Origin of the sequence: Lentisphaera araneosa HTCC2155, from assembly GCF_000170755.1 — a bacterium.
Classification (GTDB): domain Bacteria; phylum Verrucomicrobiota; class Lentisphaeria; order Lentisphaerales; family Lentisphaeraceae; genus Lentisphaera; species Lentisphaera araneosa.
Genome location: NZ_ABCK01000006.1, coordinates 183,978 through 209,118 on the forward strand (window position 1 = coordinate 183,978; position 25,141 = coordinate 209,118).

The following is a 25,141-nucleotide window of genomic DNA, read 5'->3' on the forward strand; positions in this document are numbered from 1 at the left end:
CAGGCCGAATCAACTCTTTGACGTATACCTTATTTTACTGGCTTGGGCAGTAGACCAAGTTTTGCGCTTGGTGTGGCGTCGGCTTCTACGTCGCCGCAGGCGTACTGAATGCCTGTAAGCATGTGCTGCATGGCAACGGGATTGAAATAGGTATCTTCATTGTGGCCGAGGTTGGTGTAAAAGACTTTTGAGCCCGTGTAAGATCTGAGCCAAGAAACAGCGTAGTCATTATCTTTACGCTTCATGTTATTCTTCATCATTTTGGGGCCTGAGAGATCGAGACTGAGCAAGACTCGCATCTTATCGCGCGTGAAGTGTTTGTCGTCTTTGTATTGATAGATTTCGTCGCGAATGACAAAGCCTTGGGGAACCATTTTTGCACAAGCGTGATCGGGGCATTCATTGTACAAAGTTACGTGATCGCCAGCGCCCCAGGGGTGACCATCAAAAATCCCGCCCATAGCTTCGAGGTAGTTCGGCCATTTTTTGTGGCAGTCCGTGGCAGCGTGAATTCCCACGAGGCCCTTGTCGGAAGCCATGAATTTCTCAAAAGCAGCGCGAGCTTTGGGGGTGGAAATGGGATTGTTAGTTGTGCTGAGCATGAGTAGGACATCGTATTTTGCCAGTTCCGCATCATTGATCATGCTTTCATCTTCGGTGTGAACAGCTGTATAGGCACCCGTTTTTTCACCCACTAACTTTATCATGCCTGCGCCCGTTTCGATGGAGCTATGACGAAAGCCAGTCGTTCTAGAGTAGATCAAAACTTTTCTTGGCTTTTTGCTCTTGGCCACTTCGAAACCCTGGAACATTTTTTCGACTTTATCGCTTCTTTCGAGCAGCCATTTTTGGAATTTGAGTTTGTTGACTTCGCGTTTTTTGAGTTCAGATTGATGCCTAAGTTCATTGGATTGCTGATGCGTTTGCTTCATCTGCATATCTAGAGCTTTGATCTTGGCTCGTTTGTCATCATTTGCGACTAGCGCAAGACCAGTGAAAGCAAAGGTCATGAGGAGTGATTTCTTGAAGTTCATAGCTTTCTATCCTTTTATTTTTTTAGTGAGCTGAGGTAATCTACCAGAGCGGCAAATTCCTTAATGCTGAGATTGTTGACGAGCCCCTCTGGCATCATGGAAGTTTTGAGTTTCTTCTCTGAGACCACATCTTCGTGGGCAATTTTTGTCGTAATGCCAAAGAGATTGCGCAGGGCAATTTGACCGTGTTCGCGACTGCTCACAAAACCGGTGTGGCTCGAACCATCTTTCATCTTAAAGAGCACGGAAGTAAAACCCTGAGAAATGGTGGCGTTGGGGTCGATAATGGCTTCGGCAATGGCATCGCGAGTGAAAGTTGTGCCCACATTGCCCATGTAGGGGCCTTTGGCCATTTCGCTTTCTGAACGAGCATGACAAGCGACACAACCAGAGCGGGTGTAGAGTTGTTCACCTAATTTGATATCCCCTTTGATGTTTTTGACTTTTGCCATGACAATTTTCTTGTCGAGTTGAGCAATTTTTTGATTGCTGTCTGTATTCTTAAGTTGCTCGATTTTGACGACGAGCTTTTTGTAAAATTCGCCTTTTTTACCCTTGCCTTTTGCAGCGTACTTTTTAACTTCCTCAAAATACTCAGGATAGCCCATATTGACGGCATATTCTGCAGTGAATTCCTGGCCTCTACTAATTTCTTTGCCTACGGCTTTAATGATTTTTTTACGAGTTTTATCTTGGATGAGAGGCATACTTTGCAGGTTTAAGAGGTAGCGGCAGTAATAGATCATTGTACCCCAGCCTTTTTTGTGATAAAAGGCCTGGAACATGGCATCTTCGTTACTAAGTAGGTAATTAGGATCAGTCATGAAGGCTTTAACTTGTTCATTTAAAGCTTTGTTTTTTCTGTGTTTAAGGTTTTGTTCTACAATGGAAAATAGGGCGAGACGAACTTCTTTGGGGTGAACATCCAGATGATCGTTGAGTTTATTCCAGGCATCTAGAACGATTTGGGCTTGATCTTTTCCTTCTTTTATTTCTGCTTCAATAAAGGCAATATCCTTTTGGTCCAATTTGTCTTTCGTTACTAATGCCTCGAGTCCTGTCATCTTTAAGCCGAGCTTGAAGTCACGTCTCTGAATTCCCACACTTTGTAAGGATGAAAGCATGGAGACAATCTGCTGATCTTGAAGACGAGACATATTTTTTTCTATGCATGACTTAACTTTTTCAGACCCAGCCCAAAGATCTTTCCTCATATACGGGATTTTAGTTTGCGGGCGGGTACTCCACCAATGTTGACGCCATTCAACTTTTTCGATATCTTCCATGTAGTAGAGTCTAAAGAGAGTGGGCAGGTAGCGGGGGAGATCTTCAGGGGAGGCCTCATTACAGAGCTTTGTGATCCCAGCGACCACTTCCGGGGTATAAATATTTTTTAAGACGCGCAAGGCCATTTCCGATTTGGGGCCTCGAGTTTTGGCGACTGAAAGTAAGTAGGGAACATCGGCGAGCTCAAGGAGCACTCGAAAAGCCGTGTGGGGAATTCTCGGGTTGAGTTGGGCTCTATCGGGAAGTTGATCACTTTTGTAATCATATGGCTTTGCTCCAAGGGCCATGATGTATTGACTCGTTCCTGGAGCTTTGAGGCGGCCTAGGCTAATGATGGCTTGGCTGCGCACTCGGGCATTGGGATCTTTGAGGAAATTAATGAAGAATTGTGGATCGAGACCCTTGACTTGTGTGGAGCGATCCGTGAGTGCTTTGAGAGCATTTTCGCGGAGGTCTTTATCCTTGGTGAAAGACTTCAAGGCCTCATGGGCTTGAGTTCCAAAAATTTGTTTTAGAGCAAAGAGAGCCGAAGTACGTCCATAGAGGCTTTTCGAGGAATTTTGTACGTAAATTGTGAGTTTTTTGGCGGTTTTGATATCCGCTTTACGACTAATGATTTCGCGCTGACTCGTCATGCGTAGGTTTTCAGAATCACTATTGAGATTGTTGATGAGTTGATCAATGGACTGTTTTTTTAACTCGGGAAAATTTTTAGCTTGATGATTTGTTGGTTTGAGTTTAAAAATACTGCCGCGCTCTTTATCAAAGTTGGCGTAATTGTTAGCGCCTTTCCAGTTCATGACGTAGATATTGCCAGCGGCATCCGCATCGATATCCATGGCTTTATCAGGTTTAAAGAAAGTTTTTTGTTCAATGATATAGGTTTCTTCGAATCGCTTCATATCGTGAATAGAAATACCCGTTCCACCCCAGTCACAGCTGTAGACTTTATTATTCCATTGCCTGGGTATACCGGGTTCTTGGATAAAGCGCATTCCCGTACCACTGCCGCCACCATAGTCTGCGAGAGGGGCTTGGGTTTCGTCGGGATTACTCAGATATTTACGAGGATAACCGGCATCCATAAATTGACTAAAGTAGTGAAAACGAACGTTCCAACCCCCACCATCATTGGTGTTGTCACGGGAGAAGAGCTCCATTTGTGGAGTAATAGCGACACCATAAATATTACGTGTATTTGAAGTGAAAATTTCCAGTTCTGAACCATCGGGACGGCAGCGCAGAACTCCCCCACCCCAAAGCTGAACAGAGGAGCCATCGCTACCTTTGCCATTGGGAATGGCGTAATCACCAATCGCCATGTAAAGCCAACCGTCAGCACCCATGCGCACGCCATTGGAAGTATGATCACCACCACGCCAATCTAAAGAAAAGCCGATGCCAGTAAGAAGATTTTTCTTTTGGTCCGCCACACCATCATTATCACTGTCTTTGAAGGCTGTGAGGTAGGGTGGATTGATGACATAGAGTGTGTCGTGAATAAAATGGATGCCGCGCGGTTGATCAATATCGGCAACAAATTTGGTGAATTTATCGGCTTTGCCATCGCCATCGGTATCTTCCATACGGGTAATGGAGCCATTATGAGGGTTTTTGCCCCATGCACCATTCAAATCTTGGGCAGCATAAACTACGCCTTCGGGGCTGACAGATAGGCCAGTGAGACTTTTAATTTCGGGGTAACCGGCAAAGCGCGTTTCGCTAAAGCCTTCGGGTGTGTTGGCTTGAACAAAAAGAACAGTAGATAATAAGCTAAAGAATAGGCTAGTTTTATTCATTGGACTCCTAGTAATAATTATTGATTTAATTGTTTATGAAAAGGTTTTTCTTAACAGCTTTGCTCAAGCGGTCAAAAATCATGGCTTGCCGATTTCGTACATCTCTCGTATTTCGGAAGCACTGAGGGCGCGTTTGAAGATGCCCACTTCGTCCATCCAACCCTCGAAATCACGATGATGTGACCGGTCGTTGTTGGTGCCAATATCGACGCGTTTATTTGGGGTAACATTGATTTGTCCTTCCACTTGGTGAATAGCGTCAATTTCACCGTCGATATAGAGTCTCATCTCTTTGCCGTCGTAGGTGGCAGTGATGAGATGCCATTGATTATCGTCTATGCTCGTTTTGCCTCGAACGACGTAGGGGGAGTTCGTGTCACAGGCGAATTCGATAGAGTTTTTACTGCCATTGCGAGCAATGCGCCAGCTATGATCACCTCGGGCAACAATAGCCTGGAAATGACGAGTAAATTTTTTGACTTTGACCCAAGCAAATAGAGTGACGGCTTCTTTAAAATTAAAATGGGAATCAGAGCCGCAGTCCACATAGCTATAAGTCGAGTAGTAGAGGGCGTCTTTCTGAGGCCAGCGCCCCTTCGTCCATTGAGGGTCAGTAATGCGACCATCTCTCAGATGAGCTGAGTCACTTTGAGCTAAATTTTTTAAAACATAAGGGAACTCGCCTTTGAAGTGATCGTAATAAGCGACGAGGTCGGGATCTTTTTGAAGTTGATTTGAGTAGCTTTGCCACTGAGTAAAGCGTTCGAAGTCTTTGTCCAATTGATTGGAGTGAATGGATTCGGCAATGACCGCTTGCTTTGGCGAGGCAGAGGCCTTCTCTCCCGTTTGAACGAGATCAGAACTTCCCGTGCGGTTCTGGAAGTGAATTTTGCCATGGAGAACTTCTAGATCAGATTTTTCCGGCTCACTAGAGAGATTAAACTTGGTTCCAAGGATTTCAGCTTTTGCCGATCCCGTTTCAATCAACATGGGGCCGAGTTCTTGTTTTTGAATATCGCCGTACATCTGCCCTTGGTTGAGGTAGACTAACTTTGAGTCGCCTTTGCGATTAAAGCTGAATTCAGCTTCCTTGGTGAATTCCAAAATGGATTTGTCGAGGTACTGAACGCGCAGTAAATCTCCTTCAGAGATCTTATAAAACCGACCGAGTTCAAGGATTTGGCCCTTTTGCAAGCCTTGCTTGGATTTTACACTGATGACTTTGGGGCTGAAGTCGAGGTTCTGTTGACTAGGGACCTGAAAGAAAAAAGCGAATAAAGCAGCACTTGCCATGAGGACGCCGGCAATCAGGTAAAAAGATTTTTTTGAAGGCTTGGCTTCGCTAGGTTCATGACCAGTGATGGAGAGTTCGTTGAGCGCGTCTTTCATGAGGCTCTCATCCATTAAAAAATCGGTGTAGAGCTTGGAGAAGTCTGCGTCATTTTGAAGGCCTTGATCAAAAGCTTGCAGGTCCTGAGAACTCAGTTTCTTTTGGTGAAACTTGTGGATATATTCTAAATCATTCATGAGTTGATCGCCTTTGAAATGATGCATTTTTGCAGGCTCAAACGCAGGCGCTGCAAGAGTGAGTGGGTGGCGGTTTCACTACGGCCAATTGATTGGGCAATTTGGCGAGCCGATTCACCCTTGATATACTTCATTTTTAAAATTTGATAATTTTCACCGCTGATTTTCCCCAGGCAGGATTTGAGTGATTGCAGCCGAGATTCGAGAACTTCGTCTTGGTAATTTTCGCAGATTTGCTTTTCGATGATATCCAGACTATCCTCGGAGAGGTCGAGCTTGTCCAGCTTCTTTTTTTGCGAAGCCCGCAAAGCCTGAATACGGGTAATACCAATTGCCCAAGGAAGAAAAGCTCTCTCCGAATCAAAGTCATCAGCCTTCTTAATGAGTGTGATAGAGACTTCTTGCAGGATGTCATCACACAAGTGATAATCATGGCAAATGGAATAAGCCATAGCCCATAGCCTACGGTGTTCCTTACTAAAATTTGCGATGATTTCTTCTGGCTTCATTAACTAAAATTCTCAATCTTTATTAGGTATCCACCTCACAATACTGAATTCATCGGCGAAAAGAAACAAAAAATGCAATTTTTTTATTTTTGAATTCAAAAAAATGTAAAATACCTTACAATCGCCATGAGTTGAAGCTTTATGTGCTCTCACCCAGTTGTTAAGGCAAGTCGGTTTTTACCAATTAGGTTTGAATAGTACTTATTTATATCGAGGATGTAAAAACTAATTATCGTGAGGATAATTTTAATAAACTTTAATAGAGATACTATTATTGAACTTTAGGGCTGCTGTAAAGATTACAAATTATAGGACACTATATCTGTTTTTAGGGCACATTATATTTAAGAGGGAAAATGAGTTAATAAGCAATATATATCTGAATAGGAATCATCTGTATTCAGAGTGAAGCAACTTTATAGAAAAAGCTGATTGATCAGGTGTCTGTTTAGGAAAGAAGTATGAAAAAAGAGCAGCTACAAATCTTTGAAGATAGTTCCATCCGTACTGAGTGTGATAGCGAAGTGGAGAAGTGGTATGATTTAGATCATCGATGTCATTGCGATCTTGACTGAGAAAAATGATTATCAATCAGCTAGGAATTATTGGAAATTTTTAAAACATAGGCCTTTAATAGAAGGAAATGAAACGGTTACAAACTGTAAACAGTTGAAAATGCCTGAGTCTGATGGGAAGTAGCTGAAATAAGCTTTATTGAAAAGGCTATGGAAATTGAGGATGGAAACTTAGTTAAGAATTGAGAATGGGATTTAGAAAATGAATGAACAAAATTTATGGACGGAAGAATTTATAAAAGAAAGCTTTGCCAAGAAAGCTAAGTTTCAGGTATGGGCTCTAGAGATTGCCGTGGCGCTTTATCCGCATTTGGTGGATGATTTTGCCTATGAACTCATTAATGGTGAGGATAAATCAAAGCGTGGTCAAACACTACGGATCATTCAGGACTTAGCAAAAAAAGCAATCTTAGCCCAGCGTTTAGTTGATGACCTAGAAAAAGATAAAATTCCCCATTGGGAGGTTTATCAATTTTTATCGACTTGTGATGACGTTGATGTATTCGAATATGTAGAGAATCGTAAGCTTTATCATCAAGCTAAACACCTGGAGGATATGATAGGCATATTCGATATCATTGAACATTTTCCTCGTCCCATGGCTTATGTGAATATCAATCAATGTTATAAGACTGGCGAAGAAGGTTTTATGATAGATTTTGTTAGGAGGGCACTCCTAAAGGTCGCTCCCTTAAGTCAGCGAGAAGAGCTTTTTGAAAAAATTTATGATGAGGATGCTTACAGTTGTAAATTAACTGAATTGGTCTGCGAGGCTTACATTTATCAAAATTTACGTGATAAAGCTGATGAATTAAAAAACTTTGAGTTTGGAGCACTGAATGAAGCCTTAAGTCGCTGCCTAAAAGCTTACGACTTTGATGAAAAACTTTTGATCCAAGCAGTGCAAGGCAATAGCTCAAAAGTTTTTAAAGATGATTTGCTGAGACTGGCAGAAGAAAGCGCGTGGGATATTGAAAGTTGGGAGAAGTCTTGGGACGAAGGTCTGAAAATGCCGGAGTTTCAAAAGATCTTTTTATGGGGCTTGGACCTACTGACTTTCTTTGCCAAGAAAAAGCAATGTACGAATATAAAAGTAAAGTCCTACCTCATTTTTAATGCCTGTGCTAGCTTGCAGAATCAGCCCGCTTTACTTGCTCAAGCGGATGATAAAGCGGCTTGCGCGCTACAATTATTGCAGCAAAATCAATCTTATTTAGACACGCAATGTATTGATGCTTTGGTGAAAGCTGATCCCGCTATTTACGAGGAGCCGCTCTTACAAATTCTCGAAGAAGATAAACGCTATGTATCCATAGCCAATGCCTGTCAGGTTTTTAAAGGGTGGTGCTCGATAAAACCCGACGATTGCTTTAGGTCAGTTGAGCGTTTGATTGATTGTTTAACAGAAGATCAAGGCGATTTTATATTAGAGGATATAAGTACCTGCTTGCGTTTGCTTGGTGCTCGTACCGTAAAGGAAATTCGACCACAGATCAAAGAAGATGACTCGGCAAGATCAATTTACCTGCGTGGCGCACTTGGCGATATTCCCACAGCGGAATCTTTGCAGGCTTTGATGGAGGTATCTTTAACAGATGGTGTGCTATATGATGATGAGGTAGATCCCTTTAGTAAGTTTCTCCATGTGGATTTATTAAACTTTTTGGGAAATCATGAAGTCACTGGCGAGACGGCTGAACTCATTGACGCAGTTTGTGAATTACATGAGATCGATCATCCCTTGCTTGAAGAGGTTTCAGGAATGATTGCAGAGCAGCGTCGTCGGCGTGAGAATTTTATGAACCCTTTCGATAATCTATATAATGAAATGCATAGTCTGGAGGAAGATTTAGATGAATCATTGTTAGAGCTTGAGGCAATAAAAGAAAAGAACAAACAACAAGTTCGAGAGCAGCAGCTCAAAAAGAAGAAGGCCGAGGCCCGTGCCAAGGCCAAGGCCAAGAAGAAGGCCAAGAAAAAACAGCGTAAAAAATAGCTTGCTATGAATAAGAAAAAACAATTAGTGAAGTTGGGAGCGGAAAAGCTGGCGGATTTATTGCTCGATGTCATGGATCATTCTGATTACGCGAATGACTTGATCAGTCGTACTATCGCTACCCCAAAAAGAAATTTGTTGCGATTTCAGCAAAAATTAAATGATCTTCTAGATGGCCTATGCTTTATTTATTGGAAGCAAAGTTTTGACTTTGCAGATGAATTAAGGCTGATTTTACAGGACTTGAAAGCAACCCAGATCAGTCCTGAGCAAGGCCTGGAAGAAATTGCTCATTTTTATCGAAGCGATGCTTCAGTAATGAATAATGCGGATGATTCCAGTGGCTGTATTGGCGATGTCTATAATTCGGATGCTCAAGAGATGTTTTTAGCATACACTCAGGCCTGCACTAATAAGCGGCGTGTAGCAGAATACATTTTGGATTTAAGTACGAATGATGAATACGGTTTAAGAGATACAGTGATTGAGTGTGCCAATAGTTTACCCGTAGAACAACAGCAATGGATGGTCAAAGAACTTGAAGATATGGCTGTCATTAAACAAGATGATTACAAAAAGCGAAGGTACTTATACCTGGTCATGACTTTGGCAAAGCAAATAGGGGATGCAGATCTTTACAGTAGAACTTATGAGGCCGCCCACGGCGAAATAGGTTCCGCAGCCAAAATTGATTTAGCAAAGATTTATTTTGAGAAAAATGATCTGGACGAGGCATTAAAAACCTTAGAAACGATTCCGAATGATGATTTTTTCGTACAGCATGATAAACAAAATTTACTTATCGAGATTTATCAAGCGCAGGGTGAGCCAGGAAAAGTTGAAATGATTCTCCGTAGTCAATTTCGTGCCTGTCGAACAGTACATAGTTTGGAGTCACTTTTAAACTGCAATCCCGAATTAGATAAGGAAGTCATTCTTAAGGAGGAGTCTGAGCTGATGTTGGAATCTGAGTCCTTTTATGAGCACGAGGCCTTATTTTTAATCCATTGTGAATTAATTGATAAGGCTGAGGCATATGTACTTAGACATCATGATAAACTAAATGGAAATGCCTACGGTGCTTTATTAGAGCTAGTTGAATCCTTTGAAAAGGCTGAGAAGTATTTGGTGTCGAGCTTAGTTTACCGGTCTTTATTAATGTCAATCCTTGACCGGGGCTATACAAAAGCCTATAGACATGGTGCCAAATATTTGAAAAAAATAGTAAAGTTTGAGACTGAGATTAGTGATTGGTCACCCTATGAGCATCATGAAGAATTTTATAAAAAAATGTCTGAAACACATAAACGCAAAAGAAGTTTTTGGGCACAGTATAATGATTAAGAATGTGATAAGATGAATAAGGATAATGAAAGAGCCGAAGTTATTAAAGAGCTCATTGGGAGTTTTGCTTTGGAGTACTTTAATGAGGAAATCCTTAGTCTCTGCTGGCAGTTAACAAATATGCTCCACGAGGAGGATCTCATGGACCTCAATCGTGGTAAGAAAGAAGTTTGGGCGGGGAGTATTATTTATGTGATAGCTCGAGTGAACTACCTCTTTGATAAGAGTAAGGATCATTTTATCGAGAGCAAAGATCTGGCCAATTATTTTAATGTTAGTTCGGCAACTCTGGGCAATAAAGCAAGTAAAATTATGGAAGAAAATGATATCTCCTGGCATGGTGGAGAATTTGCAGGTTTTGAAATTCAGCAAAGTTTCCCAATGGTCCTTGAAACAGAAGAGGGCTTTCTTATTCCAGTCTATCCCGATAGAGAAAATGAAGAAATACCCATTTACCCGGAAGACAAAGGAGCGAAACTTTACTTCTCCAATCATTCGCCAAAGGGAGAACTTAGCCTACAGAAAATTCGCAATGAAGAACTGAGAGCTGAGGCCGAAAGAAAACAATTAAAAAAAGATGAAGCCAAACGCGCAAAGCAGGATGAGCGAGAAAGAAAGCAAGAAGAACGCGAAAGGGAACAAAAATTACAGCAAGAAGAATTCGATAGAATGAATCCCAGTCTTTTCGATTTTTAAGATGTGTTTTTAAGTAAAAATTTACATATAAATTACATTTAATATCTATTTAGGTGACTTTTATTTATTCTGTGGCTTGAAATTCATTTCTCCTGCCTTTATTATGGTATAATTAATTTAAAGGAACTTAGATGAAAACATTGTGTATTGGCGAAATTTTGTGGGATGTATTTCCTGATAAAAAGGTCTGGGGTGGTGCACCTGCAAATTTCATTTTTCATACGGTGCAAATGGGCGCGGAAGCCGCTGCGTATTCCGCAGTTGGTGACGATGAATTGGGCAGGGAAATCACCCGAGCCATAAAAGACTGTGGCATCAATCTAAAGGCTCCTACTACAGATCATCCTACCGGCGTGGTAGATATCACTTTAAATAAAGATGGGAGTGCCAATTATCAATTCAATGCCGATTGTGCCTGGGATCACATAGCTCTTAGTTCGGAACTGATTAATTTAAGTTCCAATGCCGATCTAATTGCTTTTGGTAGCTTAGCTCAGCGCTCAGAGCAAAGTCGGCAGACAATTTACGAAGCTCTGCGTCACCGTAAGTCTTGTTGCAAGGTTCTTTTTGATATAAACCTCCGCCAAAACTTCTATTCTGAAGAAGTCATTCTAAAGTCTTTAAATGAATGCGACTTTCTCAAGCTCAATGAAGAAGAGCTGCCCATCATTTGCGACTTACTCAATATCGAAGAAGCAGAGCTTTCAGATAGCTTTAATCTGGAACTTATCATACTCACTTTAGGTGAAGAAGGGAGTACAATAATTTCGCAAAATGAAACGAGTATAATGTCGGCCAGCCCATGCGAACTCGTCGATACCGTCGGAGCTGGAGACTCGTTTACAGCTTGTTTCATTATTAATTATTTGCAGGGTATGCCAATTAAAGATGCTCAAAAACAGGCTTCAGATATGGCAGCTTATGTTTGTAGTCATAGTGGAGCCACGGTTGAATTACCAGCTAAGCTTAAACTCACTCCGTAGTTCTAAGTATTTTTTGTAAAATCAGTTACAAATAAGTAATAAACTAAATTCAGAGAATTTCATATATGGATAATTCAGAAAGTAATCAATAAATAGGAGAAGTAAATGAAAAAATTATTAAACGCTCTAATGCTCTTAGCCTGCCTCGGCTTATTCAGCAGTTGTGGTGAAAGTGACTCAGCAAGCAGCAATGAGCCTCTACAGAAAAATAAAAAGCTGCTTGGCATCACCGTGATGACTTTAGCAAATCCCTTTTTTGTGGAACTTGCGGAGGCCGCAAAAGCTGAAGCGGAAAAGCATGGTTACGAAGTCATTATTCTCTCTGGTGATGATGCGGAAAAACAAGCTAAGCAAATGAAAGATTTTATTTCTCAAAAAGTCGATGCCATTATTGTGGCACCTAAAAATACATTGGCGATTGGCGAGCCTATCAAAGCGGCCAATGCGGCTGAGATTCCCGTATTTACGGCGGATACGGGTTGCACCGATCCAGGAGCCAAAGTGGTCTGCAATGTGATGACAGATAATTTCGGTGGCGGTAAGCTCGCAGCACAAGCCATGATTGACGTACTTCCCAATGGCGGGAAAGTGCTTATTCTCGATTTCAAAAAAGCTCAATCTTGCCTCTTGCGCGTGGATGGCTTTAAAGAAGTTATTGCCGAGCACAATGAAGCTCATCCAGACAAGAAAATCGTCATTGTAGCGGAACTCGATGGCGCAGCAGCTGAAGAACCCAGTAAAAAAGCAACTGAAGATCAACTCAATGCAACGCCAGATCTTAAAGGCGTTTTTGCCATTAATGATTTATCAGCTCTTGGTGCGGTCGTAGCTCTCAAAAAAGCGAACAAACTTCAAGATGTTAAAATCATTGGTTTTGATGGTCTGCGTATCGGTAAAGAAGCCATCTTACGTGGTGAAATTCATGCCGATCCTATTCAGTTCCCTTCAGAAATTGGCAAACTGACTGTTCAGCAAATTTTGGCCTATAAAAATGGTGATGAAGTGAAGCCTGAGATTCTTATTGCTACTAAGCTCTACTACCAAGAAGATGCTAAAAATGATCCATCACTAAAAACGGCTAAGTAAGCATGTCTGATAAGCAAGAACTTCTTTTACAAATGCGGGGGATTCATAAACGGTTCCCTGGCGTGCATGCCATTAAAGGGATCGACATGGCCCTCTATAAGGGAGAAGTTCTGGCGCTCATGGGGGAAAATGGAGCGGGTAAAAGTACTCTGATCAAAATGCTTGGGGGTGCTCACCAACCTACCGAGGGGATCATAGAACTCAAAGGGGAAAAAATTGAGATTGAAAATCCACAGGTATCCCAAGACTTAGGCATTGGCATAATCTATCAAGAATTTAATCTCATTCCTCATCTGACCGTTCGCGAAAATATTTTCCTTGGTAAACCCAAAAGTAAAAAGGGTGTTATCTCAAAAAAAGAGGAACATCAACACGCTCTGGAACTCTTTCAGAAAATTGGAATAGATATCGACCCGGAGACTTTGTGCTGTAAATTAAGTACTGCTGAACAGCAAATCGTTGAAATCGTTAAGGCTCTTTCCTCTGAATTGAGTTTGCTGGTCATGGATGAACCCAGTGCGACGCTCACACCTCAGGAAGTCGAAGGCTTATTCAAAATTATCCGCGACCTCCAAAAACAGGGGATTGGCATCATTTATATTAGTCACCGACTCGATGAGATTTTTGATATTGCCAACCGAGTCACGGTTATGCGGGATGGCGAGTACATTGGAACGAAGGAGATTGAGGAAATTACCCGTCAGGAAATGATCGAAATGATGGTGGGTCGCAAAGTCGAAAACGAATTTCCAAAACACTATCACAAGATTGGTGCTCCAGTATTAGAAGTCAGTGAAATGAATTCAGCTGATGTTAAAAATGCCTCATTTACGGTTCATGCAGGAGAGGTATTAGGTTTCACTGGCTTAGTTGGTGCCGGGCGAACAGAGCTTATGCGACTTATCTTTGGCGCGGACAAAAAGCGTAGCGGAACAGTGAAACTCCACGGCAAAGAACTCGATATCAAATCTCCTGGAGATGCCATTGCGAAGGGCATTGGCTTACTCACGGAAGACCGCAAAGGTCAAGGTCTCGTCTTGATGCATTCCGTTCGCGAAAATTTTGGCCTGCCCAATCTTGGACTCTTCTCGAAAAAAGGCGTCATCAATGCCTTTGAAGAAAAGAAGCGTTTCGCAAAGCATATCGAAAGCATGAAGATAAAAATTCCCCATCAGGAACAACTCGCCAAAAATCTCTCTGGTGGCAATCAGCAAAAAGTCGTGCTCGCCAAATGGCTTGAGCAGGACTGCGAAGTCATCATCATTGATGAGCCCACACGAGGCATCGACGTGGGGGCTAAATACGAAATCTACATGCTTATTAATCAACTCGCTGAACAAGGCAAAGCCATCATTATGATTAGCTCCGAACTTCCCGAAGTCATTGGCATGTCCGATCGCATTGTTGTTATGCGTAGTGGACATATTTCCGCCGTCGTTGAAGACGTGCAAAACACCACTCAAGAAATTTTACTCGATCACGCAATTCACTAAGGTATTCTCATGAAACAAAAACTCTCATCCCTGCTATCGGACTACGGCATGATCCTGGTTCTGGCCCTCCTCTTTGTCATTTTTTCTTTGACCACATTCAAAGAACAAACCGCAGAAGGCTATGGCGCTGGTCTGCAATTAGCTGAAAAAACGCTTAATTCGGGGAAAACCGAGCTCGTACTTATTGTCGGGACTTCCTCCGATGATCAACAGGTCAAACAAGGTGTGGAAGAAGCCCTGAAAGGCAAAGGCATAGACTTGCATATTATTGAAACTGCTGAGCCATCCAAGGCTAAAAAAGCTTTGAAAGAATTGGTTTCTGCGGTTCCCGCAAATACTTTAATTGCCTGTAGTAAAAAGACGGGGAACTGGACCTTCTACAATAGTGTTGATCACTTTAAATCTAGTGAAGTTCTCATCCCGAAAAGCGAAACGGTCTCGACCTTTCTCAAAGCGAGCAATTTAAAAACTCTTCCCGATAAAACAGCAAAAACTGCCATCATTGCCATCGGTATGACGATGATCATTATTACTGCAGGTATTGATCTTTCCGTCGGCTCATTAGTCGCTTTGGCAACTGTCGTAGCGACCATGACCCTACAAAATGGTTTTGGTAATTCCTCTAGTCCGGTAATGATTGGCTGTTCTTTTCTTGCGGGAATCGCAGCTGCAGGTTTTTGTGGCTTTATCAATGGAACTTTGACCACCATTTTTAAAGTTCCCTCCTTTATAGTGACCCTCGCCATGATGCTTATTGCCCGTGGTTTAGCACTAAACCTTACGGGTAATCAAACCATAAAAGTCGGGCTTCCTGATATCTCTTGGTTGGGTCAGACACCTAATCCGATCATTCTCATGTTGCTACTTTATGGTCTTGCTTACTTCGTCATGCACAAAACAATTTTCGGTCGGCAGATTTACGCCATTGGTGGTAATGAAGAAGCCGCCCGCCTCTCTGGGGTGCCAGTCAAACGCGTCTTAATTTCAGTGTACACTATATCGGGAATCATGGCGGGTATCGCCGGGATCGTCATGGCCTCAGAACTCAATTCCGGCAGTGGTGAATTTGGTCAAACTTGGGAACTTAACGTGATTGCCGCTGTTGTCGTTGGTGGTACTAGTCTTATGGGGGGACAAGGAAAAATTATCGGAACTCTCATTGGTTGCGCCATCATCGAAGTCATTAATAATGGCATGAACCTCATGGCGATTAGTTCCAACACACAGCAAATCGTATTGGGCTGTGTGATCTTAGCCGCAATCATTATTGATAAAATAAAAAAGAAATAAAGGAGTCCATTATGTCAGCAATAGTCGACTGTCAAAGTACTTTAATTGCCAATTTTGGTATGCCCGTTTGGGAGAATCCAACTGAGTTCATGATGGAAGCCGTTTTTAAGCACGAAGGCATGAAGTACCGTTACATCTCAAGAGAAATCCCCAAAGACAAACTCGAAGTTTCTTTTGAGGGCGTCAAAGCCATGGGCTTCAAAGGCTTCAATTGCACCTTGCCTCACAAGCAGAATATCATTCCACTTCTTGATGGACTCGGAGAATCTGCAGAACTCATGGGCGCAGTGAATTGTGTGGTTGAGCGCGATGGTAAATACATTGGTGAAAACACCGATGGCAAAGGCTACACTGAGTCTCTTAAAGAGCTCACTAGTATCGAGGGTAAAACTCTTCTCATTTTAGGTGCCGGTGGTGCTGCTCGTGCCATTGCGATTGAATGTGCCCTAGAAAAGGCCGCTAAAATTATTATTGTCAACCGTACGGGAAAAACCGCTAAAGAGCTAGCCGAGCTCGTCAATAAAAATACGGATTCAGTCGGCGAAGCTATCACCTTAGAGGGTGAAGTTGCGATTCCCGCAAATGTGGACATCGTCATCAATGCGACAAATATTGGTCTCTATCCCGACACGACAAAAGTTCCCATTGATATGAGCACTTTAAAATCAAATATGATTGTTTCTGACGTGATCCCGAACCCTCCCCAAACGCCTTTTATTCAAGACGCCGCCGCTCGTGGTTGCACGACAATTGACGGCCTGGGAATGCTGGTGAATCAAGGAAAGATTGCTATCAAATATTGGTCTGATAAAGATGTCAACGCCGATGTGATGCGTGAAGCACTCGTCGATTTATTTAGCTAAACATGGGACAAAAGAATGAAAAATATTTTAATGGGCCTTTGTGCCTTAGCTACAGCTACATCCTGTCAAATGCATAGAGCTGCCGACAGCCAAATCACCTTGAGTTCTGTCGAGAAAAACATCGCGATCAGTGATGCAAAGTTGACTGCAGCTGACTTCGGATTGAGCTCCGATATAGATTGGTCCGTAAGCAAGAAAACACTTCACGGAGGTATGCAAGAAGGTGTTGAACTGGTCACCATCAATAATGGTGAAATTGAAATCGACATCATTCCGACTCGTGGAATGAATGTCATGAGTGTGCGTTCGAAAGATATCACCCTCGGTTGGGATTCTCCCGTCAAAGAAATTGTGCATCCACGCAACGTCAATCTCAATTATAATGGTGGACTCGGTTGGCTCGATTCCTTTAATGAGTGGATGGTGCGTTGCGGACTCGAATATTCGGGTCATCCAGGTGATGATAATGGCCGCCTCATGACTTTGCATGGACGTATTGCCCATATTCCTGCTTCTGAACTCAAAGTAGAAGTCGATAAACTCCCACCTCATCGCATCAGCGTGACGGGGATCGTAAACGAAGTTTGGTTTAAAGGCGCTAATTTCACTCTAGAAACAACTATTTCTACGCTTCCCGGTTCAAACACTTTCCGTTTCGATGACGTAGTAACAAATAATTCTTCTCAAGATAAAGAATTTCAAGTTCTCTATCATGCGAACTTCGCAAAAGAACTACTTGAGAAAGGTTCACGTATGGAAGGCACAATTGCCGAAGTTCAACCCTTTAACGATTACGCCGCTAAGAGCCTTGATAGTTATGAGACTTATGATGCGCCAGCTAGTGTTTGGGCGGATGAGAAAGTTTATCAAATCACTCCTTTTGCAGACAAAAATGGCTTTGCTCACTTCATGCTCCACAATCAAAAGGCGGACAAAGCGGTTTCATTTAGCTTCAATACGGATGCCCTTCCTTATCTGACGCAGTGGAAAAATGAAGACAGTAGAGAAAATGGCTATGTGACGGGTCTTGAGCCAGGAAATACCTTTCCTGCCAATCGCGCACATGAACGTAAAATGGGACGTTTGCCGAAGATCAAAGCTGGTGAAAGTATCAATTATCATTTAGTCTACAGCCTTCATTCAGGTAAAAGTTCGGTTGAAAAAGCTCAATCAAAAATTATTCAGCTCAATAAGGGACACAAGGTTAAATTCATTAAGACACCTGAAAACAAATAATTGATTTAAAGGACTTTTAAAATAAATTTAAGTAGGCGGGCGCGGTGTCCGCCTTTTATCGAGGCTTGTTTTTACATTTATATAACAAATATATTATAATTAATTAACTTTCGAACAATAAAGCTGTAACTATTGCGTATTAGGTTCGGTTATTATAAAATAAAGAAACTTAAGAGAATTTATTCGATGACAAAAACTTCTACATTATTAAGTGTTCTAATCTGCGGGGGCAATTTATTTGCCAACCAGGGTTATGAATTCTTTGAAAAAAATATACGCCCTGTACTAGCTGAAAGTTGTTATGATTGCCACAATAGCTTGAGTAAAAAAGAGGGTGGTAAAAAGAAAAGCGGCTTAGCCCTTGACTGGAAAGAACCTTTTCTCAAGGGTGGGGATATGGGCGACACACTGATTCCGGGCAATTCTAAAGACAGTTTTCTGATGGCAACCATTCGCCATGAAGAGGAAGATATGGAGATGCCTGCCAAAGCGCCAAAGCTGTCTCCAGAAGTGATTGCGAACTTCGCAAAGTGGATCGACATGGGAGCACCTGATCCGAGAACAACGAAACCCACTAAGAAAGACTTAGAAAATGCAATTCCTTGGTCAACAGTTCGAGATAAGCGCGCTAAATGGTGGTCGTTTAAGGAAGTCGAGAATCACCCCGTGCCCAAAGTGAAAAATACGCGTTTTCAAAAACAGCCAATTGATGCCTTTATTGCTGAAAAACAGGAAGATAATCAACTTAAGCCTTTAGGAAAAGCTCAACCAGAAACACTCATTCGCCGAACTTCCTTGGTTTTACTTGGCCTCCCTCCCGATTACAAAGACGTCCTCGAATTCAAAAAGAATCCCAGTCAGGAAAACTTTGAAAAGTATGTCGATAAACTTTTGAGTTCACCTAAATTTGGTGAGCGCTGGGCGCGTCACTGGATGGATTGGTACCGTTTCGCCAATACTCACGGTTCAGAAGGCGATCCCAATATACCCTATGCAGGGGTTTATAGAGATTATTTGATAAGAGCACTGAATGAGGATATCCCCTACAATCAGCTTTTAACCGAGCATATTGCGGGAGACTTACTCAAAAATCCCCGTATCAATAAAGATTTAAAAATCAACGAATCCGCGATTGGCCCAGCTCATTTTCGCATGAATCCCTACGGTTTTGGCGTGACAGATGCTTATGCGGAACAAGTCACTTCAACCGACAATCAAATTGACGTAGTTTCTAAAGCCATGCTCGGCATTACAGTTTCTTGTGCGCGTTGCCACCATCATAAATTTGACCCCATTAGTCAGGATGACTTCCATCGTTTCTTCGGTATCCTGGATTCTACTAAAATGGGTAATGTACTCATTAGTACACCCGATCAACTAGAGATTAATAAAAAAGAAATAGCTGAGCTCAAAAAAGAAATTCATAAAGAACTAGCGGATTACTGGATCAGTCAGGATCACGATTTTGCAGCTCTACACAAACGAGCTAATGAGGTCATCGATATTACCAAAGAAATGCGTAAAATACCTCACAATAAAAGAACGGAAGAGCAACAAGTCCTTTTTGACCGCGACCGTGAGTTGAGAGATTTTTTGAATAAATCACAGACCTTTTATCTCTTTAGAGCAAAAAATGGTAAAGACTTAGAAAATAAGATTAACGGCCTTAGAGATGAGATTAAAAAGAATAAATCATTTAATGATGAACTCAGAAAATCAGCTGATTTATATTTAGATTTCCGTCAGCAAAGTGACTTAGATAAGTTAAAGATTTCCGGTAACTCTACTGCAAACAAAGTAAGTCCATCCGGGAGCTTTGCTCTCTTCGGAGAAAATGAATATGCAGTCAATGGTATTTATCCCAGAGGTGTTTATTCCCATCTCATTTCGGATAAACATGCGGCTGTCTTGATGACGAATAATTTTAGAGCAACTCAAAAAGGCATGTGGTTAAATGGTCTAGGTGCTCATGCAAATATGAAAGCGCCTGTAAGAAATTACCCATTAAGCCATGGTCTTTTACATCCTACTCATGAGTTCCACGCGAATCAAAACTGGAAGTGGAATAAACCAAACCATAAATGGGATTACTGGAGAGATGAGCGTTTGCATTTCGAGATCAGAACGGCGAAAGATGCGGTTCACGGTCGAAGAAACTCAGATCGCAGCTGGTTTGGTATGACTGAACTCATAATTGCCAAAGAGGAGCCTCGTGTCATTCCTGTTAACTTTATTGAGGTACTTGGTGAAGACCTAGAAATAAGCAATCAGCAGCAATTGATGTCTGCCTTCAAAAATGCCCTTAAGCAGTCCTTGCAGGCTTGGAAGCAGGGGACAATGACTGATGCTGAGGCAAAATATGTGGATCTCATGCTCAAACAAGGTATTCTCAATAATGAGCTGGCTTCTATGCCGCAACGATTACAGAAAATTATTAACAAATATAGAGAGCTGGAAAAGGAAATTATTATTCCAAAAAGAGCTCCAGGCCTGCACGAAAGTGAAGTGCTTAATTCCAAGCTCTTTGTTCGCGGTGACCATAAAAAAGAGAGTCATGAAGTTCCTCGGTCATTTTTAGAGGTTTTCTCTGATAAGGAATACACATCAGAAAACTCCGGAAGACTTCAATTGGCTAAGGATATCACCTCAGATACCAATCCACTCAAATCACGAGTACTGGTAAATCGTCTATGGAATTACGTCTTCGGCAACGGAATTGTTCCTTCTACAGATAATTTTGGCCTGCTTGGTAAAAAGCCTACTCATCCCGAGCTGTTGGATTACCTGGCCTTGGATTTCGAAAAAAATAATTGGTCCATCAAGACAGCCATTCGCAAGATGATGATTTCCGAAACCTTTCAATTATCTTCTGAACCATCGCAGGAAAATTTAGATCAGGATATCACCAATACTTACCTGAGTTATTACACACCTCGCAGGCTTGATGCCGAAGCCATCAAAGACAGCTTACACTTTGTTGGCACTAAGAATTACAGAAGTATGAGACACGATATTATTCGAAACCGCTTGGATAAATTTAACGAAAGTTTCGATTTTCCCGTTCCCATGACCACAATGAGTAAACGAAACATCACCAATGTTCCAGCTCAGGCTCTGTTATTGATGAATGGTCCAATAGCAAAAAATATGAGTAACCACCTCACTGGGCATGTTGAGAATAGGACTAAAGGCAAAGGACCTGAAGCTTTTATTATTGGACTTTATAAGCGCTTGTATGCTCGCAACCCTGAACAAGCCGAAATTGCGGCATGCCTGGAATATTTAAAGAATCACAAAAATAACGAACTTGCTCTAGCACTGCTCAACTCAAAGGAGTTTATCTATGTCTACTAATATCAATCGTCGAGACTTCATGAAACTCACCTCAATGGGCGTGAGTGCCACAGCTTTGTCCGGAATGATAAATTCTGCGGAAGCCGCAGAATATAAACCCAAATTTCATCATAAAGCCAAAGCTAAATCCGTAATTTTCCTCTACATGTCTGGAGGCGTTTCCCACGTCGATTCTTTTGATCCTAAGCCGCTGCTTAAAAAGATGCATGGCAAGCCCATGCCCACCAAGGTGCAAAAAACTCAGTTTGATAATAATGGCAATATTTTTCAAAGTCCTTGGGAAAGTAAAAAGTATGGTCAATCGGGGATTGAACTCACCAATCTCTTTCCTAAAATAAACGAAAAGATTGATGATATTGCCGTGGTTCGTTCCATGACCGCAAAATTCTCTGAGCACGCCCAAGGGAATTTCTTTATGCACACGGGCTTCCCCTTCCTTGGTTATCCCTCTGCGGGAGCTTGGGTGAGTTATGGCTGTGGATCAATGAACAAAAATTTACCTTCTTATGTGGTTTTAAAAACCAAGAATGCCGGCATTCCGCATGGTGGTGTGAGTGTATTTGGCAATGCCTTCCTTCCAGCCGTTCATCAGGGTTCAATCTTCAATATCTCTGGCGATCGCGCCGTTCCTAATATTAAGCCTTGGATGCAAAATAAGAAGCAAACAGAAATGCTTTCCCTGGTTAAAAACCTCGATCAGCGCTTCTCTAAAAAAATTGCTTACGAAGAGGCTATTGTCTCCTCAGTGAAAAATACTGAGACCGCTTATGAAATGCAGGAGTCCGTCCCTGAGCTTACAGATATCTCTAAAGAGTCTCAAGCGACTCTCGATGCCTACGGGGTGAATGATCAAGATAAAAACAAATCAGAATACGCAAAGCAGTGTCTCATGGCTCGTCGCTTAGTTGAGCGTGGTGTGCGCTTTGTCGAGTTATCTTGCTGCCGAGCTGCGGGCGCAGGTGGTGGTGGAGCCGCCAACCCTTGGGATCAGCACGGTAATTTGCCAAAGGGTCATAAACAAATGGCGGACCACGTGGATCAACCCATTGCTGCGCTTTTAACTGATCTAAAAGAACGTGGTTTACTCGATGAAACTCTCGTGGTCTTCACTGGTGAGTTTGGTCGTACACCCTTCTCGCAAGGCTCCAATGGACGTGACCATAACCCCTATGGCTTCTCACTCTGGATGGCGGGTGGTGGCGTCAAAGGTGGCACCGTTTACGGCGCCACTGATGAACTCGGTTATTACGCTGTAGATAAAATTTCCACTGTTTACGACCTCTGGGCAACAGTTCTCCACCAGCTCGGCATCAATCACGAGAAACTCACTTACCGCTTCTCAGGTCGCGATATTCGCCTCACCGATGTCCACGGCCACGTCTGGAAGGATATACTTGTTTAATAAAGAAGATCGCTTCGCTTGCAGTCGTCAGAGTATGTAGTCCACGGTTTACCGTGCGAGAGAGCAATTCAGACAAAGTGTATGTAGTCCACGATTCATAATATGTAAGAAAAATCATCCACAGATTTGCAAGGTTTACTCAAATCAAAAACTTAGAGTCTTGACGCCTTGGCGAGAGCAAAAAATTCTCACTAATGAGGTGCACTTTACCGTGATTACTCAAAAAGCATTATAAAAGTATGCGGATCCCATAAAATAATATTTCTCGCCAAGACGGAAAGACGCCAAGTGATCGACTATAATATAGGGTTTCACATGGGATTAAACATTTTGAGAAAGAACTTATAAAACTTACACTGAAAGCAATAAATCAATCCACAGATTAACACGGATGAACACCGATTAAAAACTTATAGTCTTGGCGCCTTGGCGAGAAATAAAAAGTCCATAGATCGGCTTCGCCTGCAATTGTCAGCGTATGTAGTCCACGATTCATAATATGTAAGAAAAATCATCCACAAAGTTCGCAAGATTTACTCAGATTAAAAACTTAGAGTCTTGGCGCCTTGGAGAGAGATGAAAAGTCCATAGATCGCTGCGCTTGCGGATCGTTCGCAAGCTCACAGTAGATCGGCCTTCGGGCGGTAGTTGTCAGTGTCTTTAGTTCACGATTTATCGTGTAAGGAGAAAATATTTAATAAGTATAAACGAACTGCTTCGATGACTCGCGTAAAATTAATTTTCAGGAGTCCATGTCACGGATTGCAAAGAATGGTGACATGGACTAAGGATTTAATTTAAATGAATTTTAGTAGCTCTAGGAGAAGAAGTTTCTGTTACTCCTGCCAAATTGAAGCAATTTCATTCACTTCAATGGAATTGAACTCGGTGTTACCGGAGATGTGTATTTTGCGATTGGCGGGATCTGGTACAACGACAAAGCTGGCGGCTGCTTGTCCATCATTTACAAAAATTTCTAATGAAGCACGATCCACTAGGACGCGTATTTTGACCTTGCCGTCAATGCTTGGAGTAGGGATTTCGCGGATGCCATTATCACGATAGGGATGTTTTTTACGTTTACCTAAGGCATGGGCGGCTTTTTCGCCTTCGACGCGCTTACTATTGAAAAAACGAAGGACTTGTTTTTCTTTGTCATAGCTGATTTTTAATCCACGGACATGAAAGTCAATGTTTTGAGTTGCTTTTAAATTAAAGGTGGCATCAATGAGTTCTAGGTCAAGTTGAGCTAGTTTAGCGTTAGCTTGATCTGTGCTGATCTTTTCAAATCTGTGAGATTTTATATACATCTCTGCAATCTCTGCAACTGGGTTGCGATACATGCGAATACCTTCTGATGTACTTTTAAGGGTGATTTCAGCGGGGATAGACATTTGTTGTGTGAAGGGCATGCCAGCATCTAAAAAGGGACGGTAGCCACTTTGCTTGCTACTCAGCCAGCCAATATGAACAACGCGACCATCTGGGCCTTGGTTAAACACCTGTGCAGCATAATAACTATCACCATAATCGAATTTAAGTCTATCTTTTTTCTTATCACTTTTGCTATTTGGTGATCTATCTCCAAAACCTTTCCAGTTTCTTCCATCAAAATCACCTACTTCGTAGTATGTTCCAGCATCGGCAATGACCCATTTCATGTTATTTACGATTCAGTCATTTGTCCGGTAAGTATCGCTAGATACTAAAAAAGTGTAGTGTCCCCTTATAAATTGTTCTACCAAAAAGCAAAAAATAAGGAGCACTACACCATGAGTATACAAATAGCGAACTCTCAAGAAAATCAAAGTCGTCGCTTATCTTTAAAAACAATGAACCAGCAAATGAGTCACTTGGCGGTTCATGGAGCGGGCCTAAGTCCCTGGGAAGCCAAAGAACTGGTTCGCATGATAGATGAGGTCTATTTTTCCTATAGCCAAAAGGAACTTAAAGAAGGTCAACTCAAGTACAACTGCGTCTCGACCAAGGAAGGTGCAGGTAAGGCACTCAAAGACTGTGAAATGATAAGCGTCACTCTAAGTGTATTCAGTGATTTTGACGAAGAAGAGTTGCCCAATAGAAAAAATAAACAACGGCAAGTTGTTCGCCGTCAGCGTAGGTTAATACGTTTGAGCGAAGAGGCTCGCGATCAAGGAGGTCTATTAAGCCAGGAGGATTTGGCCAAGCTGTTGATGTGCGATACAAAAACGATCCGACGTGATATCAAACACTTACAAGAGGAAGGTATTGTCATTCCGACGCGTGGCCAACAAAAAGATATTGGTCCTGGAGTTACACACCGTGAATTGGTCATTCGTCATTGGGTGGAAGGCAAAGAAGAAGTTGAAGTTGCGAGTGCTACAAAACATTCGATGGGCGCCGTTGAGAGTTACCTTCAAAAGTTTAAAGTTGCGGTTTACTTACGGGTAGGGAAGAGCTTCACTGACCATGAAATCGCGGTAGTTGCAGGAATCTCACAACGCGGCGTGAAGACATTCCTTAAGATTTACGACGAGTTTAAGAATAAAGATATGTTCAAACATCGTCTGGATGAAATCCTGCTTACAGGAGATGAATACTATAAGGAAGTTGGCGAAAAAAAAGACTCACTACTGTCGAATCTATCAAATCCCGTATGGAGCAGAGCATGAAGACGCATATTTCAGC

The 25,141-nt window shown here is 42.1% G+C and carries 17 protein-coding genes; 12 read left to right on the forward strand and 5 right to left on the reverse strand.

What is annotated here, in order from left to right; translation table 11 throughout:
* Positions 1-29: 29 nt before the first annotated feature.
* From LNTAR_RS07800 to LNTAR_RS07815, 4 genes are all read right to left on the reverse strand, one after another.
* The gene (locus LNTAR_RS07800) at positions 30-1,034 is read right to left on the reverse strand and encodes a ThuA domain-containing protein (RefSeq protein WP_007278127.1); all 1,005 of its coding nucleotides are present in this window, start codon (positions 1,032-1,034) and stop codon (positions 30-32) included.
* Positions 1,035-1,048: 14 nt separating this feature from the next.
* Positions 1,049-4,120, reverse strand: a complete 3,072-nt coding sequence (locus LNTAR_RS25375) for a DUF7133 domain-containing protein (protein ID WP_007278128.1) — start codon at positions 4,118-4,120, stop codon at positions 1,049-1,051.
* Positions 4,121-4,198: 78 nt separating this feature from the next.
* On the reverse strand, positions 4,199-5,647 hold the full coding sequence (locus tag LNTAR_RS07810; RefSeq protein ID WP_007278129.1) for a LamG-like jellyroll fold domain-containing protein: 1,449 nt from the start codon (positions 5,645-5,647) through the stop codon (positions 4,199-4,201).
* Entirely contained in the window at positions 5,644-6,156 is a 513-nt protein-coding gene (locus tag LNTAR_RS07815) for a sigma-70 family RNA polymerase sigma factor (protein ID WP_007278130.1), read from the reverse strand. Before LNTAR_RS07815 ends, LNTAR_RS07810 begins: the two co-directional genes overlap by 4 nt.
* Positions 6,157-6,933: 777 nt before the next feature.
* On the opposite strand from LNTAR_RS07815, the gene LNTAR_RS07820 reads away from it, so the two are divergent.
* The 11 genes from LNTAR_RS07820 to LNTAR_RS07870 all read left to right on the forward strand — a co-directional run bounded on the left by LNTAR_RS07820 (position 6,934) and on the right by LNTAR_RS07870 (position 22,474).
* The gene (locus LNTAR_RS07820) at positions 6,934-8,727 is read left to right on the forward strand and encodes a hypothetical protein (RefSeq protein ID WP_007278132.1); all 1,794 of its coding nucleotides are present in this window, start codon (positions 6,934-6,936) and stop codon (positions 8,725-8,727) included.
* Between the two features lie 6 nt (positions 8,728-8,733).
* Positions 8,734-10,071 carry a DUF6880 family protein gene (locus LNTAR_RS07825; RefSeq protein WP_007278133.1) on the forward strand — a complete coding sequence of 446 codons (1,338 nt, stop codon included), beginning with the start codon at positions 8,734-8,736 and terminating at the stop codon, positions 10,069-10,071.
* A gap of 12 nt (positions 10,072-10,083) precedes the next feature.
* The gene (locus tag LNTAR_RS07830; RefSeq protein ID WP_007278134.1) at positions 10,084-10,767 is read left to right on the forward strand and encodes a DUF6398 domain-containing protein; all 684 of its coding nucleotides are present in this window, start codon (positions 10,084-10,086) and stop codon (positions 10,765-10,767) included.
* Between the two features lie 131 nt (positions 10,768-10,898).
* Complete coding sequence (locus tag LNTAR_RS07835) at positions 10,899-11,750, forward strand: carbohydrate kinase family protein (RefSeq protein ID WP_007278135.1); 852 nt, start codon at positions 10,899-10,901, stop codon at positions 11,748-11,750.
* Between the two features lie 105 nt (positions 11,751-11,855).
* Positions 11,856-12,836 carry a substrate-binding domain-containing protein gene (locus LNTAR_RS07840; RefSeq protein ID WP_007278136.1) on the forward strand — a complete coding sequence of 327 codons (981 nt, stop codon included), beginning with the start codon at positions 11,856-11,858 and terminating at the stop codon, positions 12,834-12,836.
* 2 nt (positions 12,837-12,838) lie between these two features.
* A complete protein-coding gene (locus LNTAR_RS07845) occupies positions 12,839-14,329 on the forward strand; it encodes a sugar ABC transporter ATP-binding protein (RefSeq protein ID WP_007278137.1) in 1,491 nt (496 codons plus the stop codon).
* Between the two features lie 9 nt (positions 14,330-14,338).
* On the forward strand, positions 14,339-15,619 hold the full coding sequence (locus tag LNTAR_RS07850) for an ABC transporter permease (RefSeq protein ID WP_007278138.1): 1,281 nt from the start codon (positions 14,339-14,341) through the stop codon (positions 15,617-15,619).
* Between the two features lie 11 nt (positions 15,620-15,630).
* Positions 15,631-16,482 (forward strand): shikimate dehydrogenase, encoded by an 852-nt coding sequence (aroE, locus tag LNTAR_RS07855; protein WP_007278139.1) that lies wholly within the window; start codon positions 15,631-15,633, stop codon positions 16,480-16,482.
* Positions 16,483-16,497: 15 nt separating this feature from the next.
* A complete protein-coding gene (locus tag LNTAR_RS07860) occupies positions 16,498-17,718 on the forward strand; it encodes an aldose 1-epimerase family protein (RefSeq protein ID WP_007278140.1) in 1,221 nt (406 codons plus the stop codon).
* A gap of 186 nt (positions 17,719-17,904) precedes the next feature.
* Entirely contained in the window at positions 17,905-21,072 is a 3,168-nt protein-coding gene (locus LNTAR_RS07865) for a PSD1 and planctomycete cytochrome C domain-containing protein (RefSeq protein ID WP_007278141.1), read from the forward strand.
* Positions 21,062-22,474 (forward strand): DUF1501 domain-containing protein, encoded by a 1,413-nt coding sequence (locus tag LNTAR_RS07870; RefSeq protein WP_007278142.1) that lies wholly within the window; start codon positions 21,062-21,064, stop codon positions 22,472-22,474. Before LNTAR_RS07865 ends, LNTAR_RS07870 begins: the two co-directional genes overlap by 11 nt.
* Positions 22,475-23,310: 836 nt before the next feature.
* On the opposite strand, the gene LNTAR_RS07875 is transcribed toward LNTAR_RS07870, so the two are convergent.
* Positions 23,311-24,135 carry a GH32 C-terminal domain-containing protein gene (locus LNTAR_RS07875; RefSeq protein ID WP_007278143.1) on the reverse strand — a complete coding sequence of 275 codons (825 nt, stop codon included), beginning with the start codon at positions 24,133-24,135 and terminating at the stop codon, positions 23,311-23,313.
* Positions 24,136-24,246: 111 nt separating this feature from the next.
* On the opposite strand from LNTAR_RS07875, the gene LNTAR_RS07880 reads away from it, so the two are divergent.
* Positions 24,247-25,125 (forward strand): DUF1670 domain-containing protein, encoded by an 879-nt coding sequence (locus LNTAR_RS07880; protein ID WP_007277561.1) that lies wholly within the window; start codon positions 24,247-24,249, stop codon positions 25,123-25,125.
* The last annotated feature ends 16 nt before the right edge of the window (positions 25,126-25,141 follow it).